Raw genomic sequence first — 11,124 nt, 5'->3', positions numbered from 1 at the left:
TCTTCCCTCCCTCCCCCCCTCCCCCCCCAACTCGCCCCGCTGCCCCCTCGGGGGGTGGCGGGGCTTCACAGCCCCGGGAGTGGGATATCAAGCCCGGCGCTCCAACGGGAGCCCCTTCAAGCCCTGGGTCCTTGACACGGATCAGGTCTGTGTGCGGTACGGCCGGATTCCGTGCATTTGCGCGGGTCCATCGTCCCCGCGCCGCAGGGGGTGCCCCTACAATCGGGCTTGCCCGGGACGTCTGCGCCACGAGGGCGTGGTCGGCTCGTCGTTTTTGTTGTTGAAAGGATCGGTTCAATGTCCGAAATTCTCGTCGTGTGGGAGAGCCTGGTGGACTGGCTCGCCAACGGGATGCTGCAGGCTGCCTGGTGGCAGATCCTGGTGTTCACGCTGGTGGTCACGCACATCACCATCGCCTCCGTCACGATCTTCCTGCACCGTTCGCAGGCGCACCGGTCCCTGGACCTGCATCCGATCGCGTCGCATTTCTTCCGCTTCTGGCTGTGGCTCACCACCGGCATGGTGACCAAGGAATGGGTGGCCATCCACCGCAAGCACCACGCCAAGTGCGAGACCGTGGACGACCCACACAGCCCGCAAACGCATGGCATCGGCAAGGTGCTGCGTGAGGGCTCCGAACTCTACCGGGCCGAGGCCAAGAACCAGGAGACGCTGGCCAAGTATGGCCACAACACCCCCGACGACTGGCTCGAGCGCAACCTCTACAGCCGCTACAGCTGGCAGGGTGTGGGCCTGATGCTGATCATCGACCTGGCCCTGTTCGGCGCCATCGGCCTGACGGTGTGGGCGGTGCAGATGCTGTGGATCCCGGTCACGGCCGCCGGCATCATCAACGGCTTGGGCCACTGGTGGGGCTACCGTAACTTCGAGGCGGCCGACGCCTCCACCAACATCTCGCCGTGGGGCATCCTCATCGGCGGCGAGGAACTGCACAACAATCACCACACCTACCCGACCTCGGCCAAGCTGTCGGTCAAGAAGTACGAGTTCGACATCGGTTGGGTCTACATCCGCGGCCTGGAGATGCTGGGCCTGGCCAAGGTGCGCAAGACCCCGCCCATGCTCAAACTGGGCGCCGTCAAGCCGGTGGCCGATGCCAAAACGCTGGAAGCCGTCATTGCGAACCGTTACGAGGTCATGGCCAAGTACGCCCGCGAACTGCGTCGCGCCTGCAAGGAGGAGCTGCGTGCGCTCAAGCAGGCCGGGGCGAAGAACACCGCGCGCTGGAAGGAACTGCACCTGGCCAAGCGCTGGCTGCACCGTGACGACGACCGCATCCCCAGCGAACTCAAGCCCCACATCGCCAGCGCCTGCGCCCAGTCGCCGGCGTTGGCCAAACTGGTGGCCATGCGTGAGGAATTGCGCCAGCTCTGGACGCGCACCAACGTCTCGGCCGAACAGCTGGTTGCCGACCTGCAGGCCTGGTGCAGGAAGGCCGAGGAAAGCGGCGTTGCCGCACTGCAGGAGTTCGCACTGAAACTGCGTGCGGCTCACGCCTGAGCGCGGCGCTGACCCTTGCCGACCGAGGCGCCCTGCGGGGCGCTTTTTCACGCCGACCGCAGGGGTGCTCAGGCTGTGTTGGATCGATGGCACCGCGCCGTCACGACCTGGCGCGGCGATGGACCATGAAAAAACCCGCCAGCGTTGCCGCAGGCGGGTTTTTGCTTTGCCGGTGAACCGGGACGGCAGACCGGGGGCGGCCTGCCCTCGGGTTTACTTCAGCTTGGTTTCCTTGTAGGCGACGTGCTTGCGCGCCTTCGGGTCGAACTTGATGAATTCCAGCTTTTCAGGCGTGGTCTTCTTGTTCTTGGTGGTGGTGTAGAAGTGACCGGTGCCGGCTGTGGATTCCAGCTTGATCTTGTCGCGTCCGCCTTTGGTGGCCATGGTGCGTTCTCCTGAGTCGAGGCGGTTGAAGGATCAGAGCTCGCCCTTGGCGCGCAGGTCGGCGACCACCTGGTCGATGCCGACCTTGTCGATCAGGCGCAGCGCGGCATTGCTCACGCGCAGGCGGACCCAGCGGTTCTCGGATTCGAGCCAGAAGCGGCGGTACTGCAGGTTGGGCAGGAAGCGACGCTTCGTTTTGTTGTTGGCGTGGGACACATTGTGACCCACCATCGGGCCCTTGCCCGTAACTTGACAGACGCGTGCCATGACGCTTCTCCGTTTCAATCTCGGTTCACGACGTGGCAACCAGAGCAGGGGATCGGCCATTCCCTGATGATTGCCCTTCGAAGGCCCGGCCTGCCTGCAAATGCCTCGCAGGCAATCTGCAAGTGCCTTTGCGCCGCATTTTCACAAGCGGCAAGGGCAGCATTGCTGACCAAGGCCAATTTCGGCAAAGACCATCATTATAGCCACAAAAGCGCCAAGGGACCAGCCTTCCGGCCGGTCGGCGGGTAGGTGCTCAGCCCGGGTGCTGCTCGAGGAAGCGCTGGGCGTCCAGGGCGGCCATGCAGCCGGTCCCGGCGCTGGTGATGGCCTGACGGTAGACATGGTCTTGCACGTCGCCAGCGGCAAACACGCCCGGCACGCTGGTCATCGTGGCCATGCCGTCCAGGCCGCTGCGGGTGAGGATGTAGCCGTCCTTCATCTCGAGCTGGCCCTTGAAGATGTCGGTGTTGGGTTGGTGGCCGATCGCGATGAAGCAACCCTGCACGGCCAGGTCCTTGGTGCGGCCGTCTTGCACACTCTTCAGACGCACGCCGGTCACGCCGCTGGCGTCGCCCAGCACCTCGTCGAGCGTGTGGAACAGATGCAGTTCGATCTTGCCGGCGGCGACCTTGTCCATCAGCTTGTCCACCAGGATGGCTTCGGCGCGGAACTTATCGCGGCGGTGGATGAGATGCACCTTGCTGGCGATGTTCGACAGGTACAGCGCCTCCTCGACCGCGGTGTTGCCGCCGCCGACCACGCACACCGGCTGCTCGCGGTAGAAGAAGCCGTCGCAGGTGGCGCAGCCGCTCACGCCGCGACCCATGAAGGCCTGTTCCGAAGGCAGGCCCAGGTACTTGGCCGAGGCGCCGGTGGCGATGATCAGCGCATCGCAGGTGTAGGTGCCGCTGTCGCCCGTGAGCGCGAACGGCCGCCGGGACAGGTCCACCGCCTGGATGTGATCGAAGACGATCTCGGCCTTGAAGCGCTCGGCATGCTGCTGGAAGCGTTGCATCAGGTCGGGGCCTTGCACGCCATTCACGTCGGCGGGCCAGTTGTCCACGTCGGTGGTGGTCATGAGCTGGCCGCCCTGGGCCAAGCCGGTGATCAGCAGAGGCTGGAGGTTGGCGCGGGCCGCATAGATGGCGGCGGTGTAGCCGGCCGGGCCGGAGCCCAGAATCAGGACCCGGGCATGCTTGGAGGTGGTGCTCATGACGGTGGTTCTGCGGGGTGGAAGGGTTGGGCGGTGTTCGCGCGCCTTACACCGGCGCGGCTCTCGGTGAAAGTCAGTGCTTCAGTTAGAGTCGCGGTTGTGCGATAACTCACGCTGATCCCGGCGCTCCGCTGCTGTACCAGGTGGGGCCGGCTGGCTTCACTGCAAGGTGGCATTGTAGGAAAGCGCTCGTCCGGATGTGCCGTCGGGGTTTGAGGCGTGGCAATCCAGACTGATGATGACCGATACGAACCAAGGGGGCCCTCCATGGCAATGCTGTCCAACCTCGATCTGATTCGTCGTGTCCCTTTGTTTTCGATGCTCACGCATGCGCAGGCGGAGCAGGTCGCCGAGGGGGTCGTCAAACGGCGTTTCCGTCGTGGCGAGATCATCGTGGAGCAAGGGCGCAAGTCGAATGCGCTGTTCATCTTGCTCACCGGTCGGGCCCGTGTGCTCACGGCCGACTCACGCGGCCGCGAGGTCATCCTGGCCATGCTCCACCCGGGTGATTACGTGGGCGAGATGAGCCTGATCGACAACGAGCCGCATTCGGCCACGGTGCGTGCCGAGGTTCAGACCGACGTGCTGGTGCTCGGCCGGGCCGAGTTTGCGCGCTGCCTGCCGGAGAACTCCAGCCTGTCCTACGCGATCATGCGCGGCCTGGTGGCGCGGCTGCGCGCGGCCGACCGACAGATCGAGTCGCTGGCCCTGCTGGACGTCTACGGCCGCGTGGCGCGCACCCTGCTCGACATGGCCGAGGAGACCGGCGGCACGCTGCTGATCCGCAACAAGGTCTCGCGCCAGGACCTGGCCAAGATCGTGGGCGCCTCGCGCGAGATGGTCAGCCGCGTGATGAAGGACCTGGAGGAGCGCCACTACGTCGAGACCCAGCCCGATGGCTCGGTCATCATCAAGGAGCCGCTGGTCACGGCCTGAGCGTGCCGGCGCGAGCCGCCGAATGTCAGCCCTCGTTGCGGCACCCCGGGGAGCTCTCGGGGTGGCGTTGGATTGATTCACAATCCGCGCATGGCTTTTCCCCTCGGTTCCCTGGGCGGTGACGCCCCAAACGACGCTGCGGCACCGGCCCGGGCCGCGTCCTCGTCCTACAAGCGCGGGGCGCGCCATGCCGCGCCCCCACCGCCCCCCCCTGCACCCCGCTGGCGCGCCCAGATGGGCGTGTTGCTGGGCGGCATGGGCCTGGCCTTGCTGCTGCTGGCCTTGCTCACCCATTCGGCGGGCGACGCGGCCTGGTCCACCTCGGGCGATGGCAGCCCCTTGCGCAACAAGGCGGGTGTCCTGGGCGCCTGGGTCTCGGACCTGCTGTACTACTTCTTTGGCTTTTCGGCCTGGTGGCTGGTGCTCGTGGCCTTGCGCGGCTGGCTGGGGGCGCTGGCGCGCTGGCTGCGCGGCGGCCACGAGGTCCCGGCCGCGGCGTCGTCCGATCCGGCCGGACCCGCCTGGGTGTTCTGGGGGGGGCTGGCCCTGCTGGTGGCGGCCAGCGCGAGCCTGGAATGGACACGGCTCTATGCCCTGGAGCCGCACCTGCCCGGCCATGCCGGCGGTGTCCTGGGCTACGGCCTGGGGACCTTGAGCGTGAAGCTGCTGGGTTTCGTGGGCTCGGGGGTGTTCTGGATTGCGCTGCTGGTGGCGGGCTTCTCGATGGCCTTGCGCTTTTCCTGGCTGCGGGTGGCCGAGCGGCTGGGCGGCTGGATCGACGGCTGGCGATTGCGGCGCGAGGAGGCCCGCGAACGCAAGGAGGACCAGCGCCTGGGCGAGCGCGCCATGCGCGAGCGCGAGGCCGATGTGCAGGTCGAGCGCCAGGTCCTGGTGGAGCATGCCCCGATCCTGATCGAACCCGCAGTGCCTGAACTGCCGAAGTCGGCCCGCGTGGTGAAGGAGCGCCAGAAGCCTCTGTTCAACGAACTGGCCGACACCCGGCTGCCCCAGGTGGATCTGCTCGACGCCGACACCGGCCGGCAGGAGACGGTCACACCCGAAACCCTGGAGATGACCTCGCGCCTGATCGAAAAGAAGTTGAAGGACTTCGGCGTCGAGGTGCGTGTGGTGGTGGCCTCGCCCGGCCCGGTGATCACGCGCTACGAGATCGAGCCGGCCACGGGCGTAAAAGGCGCGCAGATCGTGAATCTGGCCAAGGACTTGGCGCGTTCGCTCAGCCTGGTGAGCATCCGCGTGGTCGAGACCATCCCGGGCAAGAACCTGATGGCCCTCGAATTGCCCAATGCCCGCCGCCAGAGCATCCGACTGGCCGAGATCCTGGGCTCGCAGGCTTACAACGATGCCCACTCGCTGCTCACGCTCGGCCTGGGCAAGGACATCGTCGGCGGCCCGGTGGTGGCCGACCTGGCCAAGATGCCTCACCTGCTGGTGGCCGGCACCACCGGTTCGGGCAAGTCGGTGGGCATCAACGCGATGATCCTGTCGCTGCTGTACAAGGCCGAGGCGCGCGATGTGCGGCTCATCCTCATCGACCCCAAGATGCTGGAGATGGCCATGTACGAGGGCATCCCGCACTTGCTGGCACCGGTGGTGACCGACATGAAGCAGGCGGCCAATGCGCTCAACTGGTGCGTGGGCGAGATGGAACGCCGCTACAAGCTCATGAGCAAGCTGGGCGTGCGCAACCTGGCGGGCTATAACAAAAAGATCGCCGACGCTGCCGAGCGCGGGGAGAAGATCCCCAATCCCTTCAGCCTCACGCCGGAAGCGCCCGAGCCGTTGGAGCGCATGCCCTACATCGTGGTGGTCATCGACGAGTTGGCCGACCTGATGATGGTGGTGGGCAAGAAGATCGAGGAGCTGATCGCCCGCCTGGCGCAGAAGGCCCGCGCGGCGGGCATCCACCTCATCCTGGCCACACAGCGGCCCAGCGTGGACGTGATCACCGGCCTGATCAAGGCCAACATCCCCACGCGCATTGCCTTCCAGGTCAGCAGCAAGATCGACAGCCGCACCATCCTCGACCAGATGGGCGCCGAGGCCCTGCTGGGCCAGGGCGACATGCTCTACCTGGCGCCGGGCACCGGACTGCCGGTGCGTGTGCACGGGGCCTTCGTCAGTGATGAGGAGGTGCATCGGGTGGTGGAGTACCTCAAGAGCCAAGGCGAGCCCAACTATGTCGAGGGCATCCTGGAAGGCGGGGTGCTCGACGGCGAAAGCGGTGCCGGCGAGGCGGGGGCCGCTGGCGGGGCCGACGGCGAAGCCGACCCGATGTACGACCAGGCGGTGGCCGTGGTGCTCCAGCACCGCCGGGCATCGATCTCTCTGGTTCAAAGACATTTACGCATCGGATACAACCGCGCCGCCCGCCTGCTGGAACAAATGGAGCGCTCGGGCGTCGTATCGAGCATGGCCACCAATGGCAGCCGCGACGTCCTCGTGCCGGCCGCCCGCGACGAATGAAACGACCGATCCTCATGGCGCTGCTGGGCGCCGCATTGGCCGGCCCGGCCTGGGCCGATGCCGTGGGCAGCCTGCGCCAGTTCGTGCAGGAGGTGAAAAGCGCCCGGGCCGCCTTCACGCAGACGGTCAGTTCCCCCGATGGCGCACGCAAGCGCAGCAGCGAGGGCCGCTTCGAGTTCGTGCGGCCCAACCGCTTCCGCTTCGACTACGCGCCGCCGATGGCGCAGCACATCGTGGCCGACGGCCAGAAGGTCTGGCTGCACGACCCCGACCTGAACCAGGTCACGGTGCGTGCGATGGGCGACGCCCTGGGCGCCACGCCGGCGGCGCTGCTGGCCGGTGGCTCGCTCGACAAGGATTTCACCCTCAAGGCGCTGCCCGATCGCGACGGCCTGCAATGGGCCGAGGCGGTGCCCAAGGCGCGCGACAGCTCCTTCCAGGCGGTGCGTGTGGGCTTCAGGGGCAGGGACCTGGCGGCGCTGGAGATCGTCGACAGCTTCGGCCAGGTCTCGGTGCTGTCGATGCGTCAGTTCGAGGCCAACGTGAACCTCGCGCCCGAGCGCTTCCGCTTCACCCCGCCCCCCGGGGCGGATGTGCTGGAACAGTAGCGCTGGCCCGCCGGGTTCACCTCACGCGCATCCCGGGCTGGGCGCCCGGCCAGGGCTCCAGCACGTAGAGACCGGGCTGGGCCTTCTCGTCGGCATGCGAGGCGGCCAGCACCATGCCTTCGCTCACGCCGAACTTCATCTTGCGCGGCGCCAGGTTGGCCACCATCACAGTGAGCTTGCCGACGAGGTCTTCCGGCTTGTAGGCCGACTTGATGCCGCTGAAGACGTTGCGCATGCGGCCTTCGCCCACGTCGAGCGTGAGGCGCAGCAGCTTGTCGGAGCCGTCCACGGGTTCGCAGGCCACGATCTTGGCGATGCGCAGGTCGATCTTGGCGAAGTCCTCGATGCCGATGGTGGGGGCGATCGCCTCCCCGCCGGGGCTGGGCGCCTCGACGACGGGCGGCTCGAACAGGGCGTCGAGCAGCTTGGGGTCGACGCGCTGCATCAGGTGCTGGTAGCTGCCGATCGTGTGGGCGCCGAGCGCGCGATCGGCGTCGGCGAATTGCAGCGGCTCGACCTTCAGGAAGCTCTCGACCTGCGCCGCCAGGGCCGGCAGCACCGGCTTGAGGTAGATGGTGAGCAGGCGGAAGGCCTCGATGCACACGGTGCAGACCTCATGCAGGCGCTCGTCCATGCCGTCTTGCTTGGCCAACTCCCAGGGCTTGTTGTGGTCGACGTATTCATTGACCCGGTCGGCCAGCAGCATGATCTCGCGCAGGGCCTTGCCGAACTCGCGGTCCTCGTACAGGCGGGCCAGCCCGCTGCGGCCGTCACGCAGGGCCTGCAGCAGGGCCTGGCCGTCGGCGCTGATTCCGGTGGTGAGCCGTCCGCCGAAGCGCTTGGCAATGAAGCCTGCCGCACGGCTGGCGATGTTGACGTACTTGCCGATCAGGTCGCTGTTGACCCGCGCCACGAAATCCTCGGGGTTGAAGTCCACGTCCTCGACGCGCGCGTTGAGCTTGGCGGCGATGTAGTAGCGCAGCCACTCGGGGTTCATGCCCAGCGACAGGTATTTCAGCGGGTCGATGCCGGTACCACGGCTCTTGCTCATCTTCTCGCCGCTGACGGTGATGAAGCCGTGCACGAAGACGTTGGTGGGGGTCTTGCGGCCGCTGAAGTGCAGCATGGCCGGCCAGAACAGGGTGTGGAAGTAGGTGATGTCCTTGCCGATGAAGTGGTACTGCTCCACCTTCGGATCGGCGATGAAGTCCTCGAACGAGCGGGTCTCGCCGTACTTGGCCCTGGGGCCCCCACGGTCGAAGTAGCTCTTCAGCGAGGCGAGGTAGCCCACCGGCGCGTCGAGCCACACATAGAAATACTTGCCCGGCGCGTCGGGGATCTCGATGCCGAAATACGGGGCGTCGCGTGAGATGTCCCAGTCCGACAGGCCGCCGTGGCCGTTCTCGTCGGTGGAGAACCATTCCTTGATCTTGTTGGCCACCTCGCTTTGCAGCTTGCCGTCCTGCGTCCATTGCTGCAGGAAGTCGATACAGCGTTGCGAGGAGAGCTGAAAGAAGTGGTGCTCGCTGGTCTTCATCACCGGCGTGGCGCCGGTGAGCGTGGAGTAGGGGTTCTTCAGCTCGGTGGGGGTGTAGACCGCCCCGCAGACCTCGCAGGAGTCGCCGTACTGGTCCTTCGCGCCGCACTTGGGGCATTCGCCCTTGATGTAGCGGTCGGGCAGGAACATGTTCTTCACCGGGTCGTAGAACTGCTCGATCTCGCGCGTGTAGATCAGGCCGTTCCTGCGCAGCGCCCGGTAGATGTCCTGGGCCAGCTCGGTGTTCTCGGGGCTGTCGGTGGAGTGCCAGTGGTCGAAGCTGATGTGAAAGCCCTCGAGGTACTCCTTGCGGCCGGCGGCGATCTCGGCGACGAAGGCCTGGGGCGTCTTGCCGGCCTTCTCGGCGGCGATCATGATCGGTGCGCCATGGGCATCGTCGGCGCCGACGAAGTGCACTTGGTGGCCCTGCATGCGCTGGAAGCGCACCCAGATGTCGGCCTGGATGTACTCCATGATGTGGCCGATGTGGAACTTGCCGTTGGCGTAGGGCAGGGCGGTGGTGACGAAGATCTGGCGTGTCATCGTGGCGTGGCGCCGCGGGTGCGAACGCGACTGGGGGAAAACCCCGGATTCTAGGCCGCCGGGGCGAACAGCGCGCCCCTGCTGCCGCCAGGCCGGCGGCCCCTGCGCTAGACTGGATCAAACCCCACTCATTCACCGTCCGACCTTCCATGGCCCCGACCGAACAAGCGCTGCAAGATGCCCTCAGGACCGTCGTCGACCCCCACACCGGGCGCGACTTCGTCAGCACCAAGTCCTTGAAGAACCTGCGGATCGACGCCGGGGACGTGAGCTTCGACGTGGAATTGGGCTATCCCGCCCGCAGCCTGGCACCGGCCCTGCGCAAGCAGCTCATCGCCGCGGCGCGCACGGTGCCGGGCGTCGAGAACGTCAGCGCCAACATCACCACCCGGGTCATCGCCCACGCGGTGCAGCGCGGCGTGCAGCTTCTGCCCAAGGTGAAGAACATCATTGCGGTGGCCTCGGGCAAGGGCGGCGTGGGCAAGAGCACCACCACCGTCAACCTGGCCTTGGCCTTGGCGGCCGAAGGGGCGAGCGTGGGCATCCTGGATGCCGACATCTACGGCCCCAGCCAGCCGACGATGATGGGCATCCAGGGGCGCCCCGAGAGCCTGGACGGCCAGACGATGGAGCCGCTGGAGAACTACGGCGTCCAGGTGATCTCCATCGGCTTCCTGATCGAGCCCGACAACCCGATGATCTGGCGCGGCCCGATGGCCACCCAGGCGCTGGAGCAACTGCTGCGCCAGACCAACTGGCGCGAGCTTGACTACCTGCTGGTGGACATGCCCCCAGGCACGGGCGACATCCAGCTCACGCTCAGCCAGCGTGTGCCGCTGACTGGTGCGGTGATCGTCACCACGCCGCAGGACATCGCGCTGCTCGATGCCCGCAAGGGCCTGAAGATGTTCGAAAAGGTGGGTGTGCCCATCCTGGGCATCGTCGAGAACATGGCCGTGCATGTGTGCCCGAACTGCGGCCACACCGAGCACATCTTCGGGGCCGATGGCGGCCGCAGGATGGCCGAGCAGTATGGCGTGGACTACCTGGGCGCCTTGCCGCTGAACCTGTCGATCCGCGAGCAGGCCGATGCGGGCCGTCCCACGGTGGTGAGCGAGCCCGACGGGGAGATCGCGCGCCTGTACCTGGAGGTGGCGCGCAAGGTCGCGGTGAGAATCGCCGAGAAGTCCAAGGACTACTCGTCCAAGTTCCCGACGATATCGATCTCGAAGACCACCTGAGCGGGGGAGTGCATGACGCCGTCCGCACCGCAACGCAGTCGCCTGGAGGTGGCCGTGGTGATGGAACGGGAGCGTGCACCCAACGCTTGGGAGGACTGGCGCTTCCGTGTGGTCGAGGTCGTGCCCCAGCAGCCCGGCTTCGGGCAGGCCCCGCGGCTGCTGATCGACGATGGCCGGCGTGCGCGCTGGCTATACCCGGGCTTGGCGGTCGAGCTGTTCCGCGACGAGGGCGAGGGCTACCACCTGAACCTCAGTTCGGGCCGTCCTGTGTGGTTCGTGATGTGGCGCCTCGAGGCCGACGACCGGACCCGGGCCCAGCCCGCGGCGGTGAGCCTGTCGTACAACGAGGCAGGTCGCTGGCTCGATGCGCAGGAGCGGGTGGACAACGTG

The 11,124-nt window shown here is 66.7% G+C and carries 10 protein-coding genes; 6 read left to right on the top strand and 4 right to left on the bottom strand.

What is annotated here, in order from left to right; genetic code table 11:
• Window positions 1-297: 297 nt before the first annotated feature.
• Window positions 298-1,521, top strand: a complete 1,224-nt coding sequence (locus ACK42S_RS11615; RefSeq protein WP_409707358.1) for a fatty acid desaturase — start codon at window positions 298-300, stop codon at window positions 1,519-1,521.
• 213 nt (window positions 1,522-1,734) lie between these two features.
• On the opposite strand, the gene rpmG is transcribed toward ACK42S_RS11615, so the two are convergent.
• The 3 genes from rpmG to trxB form a co-directional block, all read right to left on the bottom strand.
• A complete protein-coding gene (rpmG, locus tag ACK42S_RS11610) occupies window positions 1,735-1,905 on the bottom strand; it encodes a 50S ribosomal protein L33 (RefSeq protein WP_409707355.1) in 171 nt (56 codons plus the stop codon).
• Between the two features lie 33 nt (window positions 1,906-1,938).
• Window positions 1,939-2,172 carry a 50S ribosomal protein L28 gene (rpmB, locus tag ACK42S_RS11605; protein ID WP_026330004.1) on the bottom strand — a complete coding sequence of 78 codons (234 nt, stop codon included), beginning with the start codon at window positions 2,170-2,172 and terminating at the stop codon, window positions 1,939-1,941.
• A gap of 253 nt (window positions 2,173-2,425) precedes the next feature.
• On the bottom strand, window positions 2,426-3,385 hold the full coding sequence (trxB, locus tag ACK42S_RS11600) for a thioredoxin-disulfide reductase (protein WP_409707350.1): 960 nt from the start codon (window positions 3,383-3,385) through the stop codon (window positions 2,426-2,428).
• 267 nt (window positions 3,386-3,652) lie between these two features.
• Here trxB and ACK42S_RS11595 point away from each other — a divergent pair, with 267 nt between their 5' ends.
• The 3 genes from ACK42S_RS11595 (at window position 3,653) to lolA (ending at window position 7,413) form a co-directional block, all read left to right on the top strand.
• Window positions 3,653-4,321, top strand: coding sequence for a Crp/Fnr family transcriptional regulator (locus ACK42S_RS11595; protein ID WP_409659018.1), 669 nt, complete (start codon window positions 3,653-3,655; stop codon window positions 4,319-4,321).
• Window positions 4,322-4,555: 234 nt separating this feature from the next.
• Window positions 4,556-6,805: a DNA translocase FtsK gene (locus ACK42S_RS11590; protein WP_409707361.1), complete on the top strand. Its 2,250-nt coding sequence runs from the start codon at window positions 4,556-4,558 to the stop codon at window positions 6,803-6,805.
• Window positions 6,802-7,413 carry an outer membrane lipoprotein chaperone LolA gene (gene lolA, locus ACK42S_RS11585; protein WP_409707347.1) on the top strand — a complete coding sequence of 204 codons (612 nt, stop codon included), beginning with the start codon at window positions 6,802-6,804 and terminating at the stop codon, window positions 7,411-7,413. Before ACK42S_RS11590 ends, lolA begins: the two co-directional genes overlap by 4 nt.
• Window positions 7,414-7,429: 16 nt before the next feature.
• On the opposite strand, the gene metG is transcribed toward lolA, so the two are convergent.
• The gene (gene metG, locus ACK42S_RS11580; RefSeq protein ID WP_409707344.1) at window positions 7,430-9,493 is read right to left on the bottom strand and encodes a methionine--tRNA ligase; all 2,064 of its coding nucleotides are present in this window, start codon (window positions 9,491-9,493) and stop codon (window positions 7,430-7,432) included.
• Window positions 9,494-9,642: 149 nt separating this feature from the next.
• On the opposite strand from metG, the gene apbC reads away from it, so the two are divergent.
• Both apbC and ACK42S_RS11570 read left to right on the top strand, forming a co-directional pair.
• The gene (gene apbC, locus ACK42S_RS11575) at window positions 9,643-10,734 is read left to right on the top strand and encodes an iron-sulfur cluster carrier protein ApbC (protein WP_409707342.1); all 1,092 of its coding nucleotides are present in this window, start codon (window positions 9,643-9,645) and stop codon (window positions 10,732-10,734) included.
• A gap of 12 nt (window positions 10,735-10,746) precedes the next feature.
• The coding region (locus tag ACK42S_RS11570; RefSeq protein ID WP_409707339.1) for a DUF3305 domain-containing protein at window positions 10,747-11,124 on the top strand (378 nt) is incomplete at its 3' end.

Origin of the sequence: Caldimonas sp. (assembly GCF_046289365.1) — a bacterium.
GTDB lineage: Bacteria > Pseudomonadota > Gammaproteobacteria > Burkholderiales > Burkholderiaceae_C > Caldimonas.
Note: the sequence above shows the minus strand (reverse complement) of the source record. Positions and strands in the feature narration are given on the sequence as shown.

Excerpts from the sequence above, each read along its gene's own strand:
- ACK42S_RS11615 (WP_409707358.1), top strand. The coding sequence starts at position 298 with ATGTCCGAAATTCTCGTCGTGTGGGAGAGCCTGGTGGACTGGCTCGCC.
- rpmG (WP_409707355.1), bottom strand. The coding sequence starts at position 1,905 with ATGGCCACCAAAGGCGGACGCGACAAGATCAAGCTGGAATCCACAGCC.
- rpmB (WP_026330004.1), bottom strand. The coding sequence starts at position 2,172 with ATGGCACGCGTCTGTCAAGTTACGGGCAAGGGCCCGATGGTGGGTCAC.
- trxB (WP_409707350.1), bottom strand. The coding sequence starts at position 3,385 with ATGAGCACCACCTCCAAGCATGCCCGGGTCCTGATTCTGGGCTCCGGC.
- ACK42S_RS11595 (WP_409659018.1), top strand. The coding sequence starts at position 3,653 with ATGGCAATGCTGTCCAACCTCGATCTGATTCGTCGTGTCCCTTTGTTT.
- ACK42S_RS11590 (WP_409707361.1), top strand. The coding sequence starts at position 4,556 with ATGGGCGTGTTGCTGGGCGGCATGGGCCTGGCCTTGCTGCTGCTGGCC.
- lolA (WP_409707347.1), top strand. The coding sequence starts at position 6,802 with ATGAAACGACCGATCCTCATGGCGCTGCTGGGCGCCGCATTGGCCGGC.
- metG (WP_409707344.1), bottom strand. The coding sequence starts at position 9,493 with ATGACACGCCAGATCTTCGTCACCACCGCCCTGCCCTACGCCAACGGC.
- apbC (WP_409707342.1), top strand. The coding sequence starts at position 9,643 with ATGGCCCCGACCGAACAAGCGCTGCAAGATGCCCTCAGGACCGTCGTC.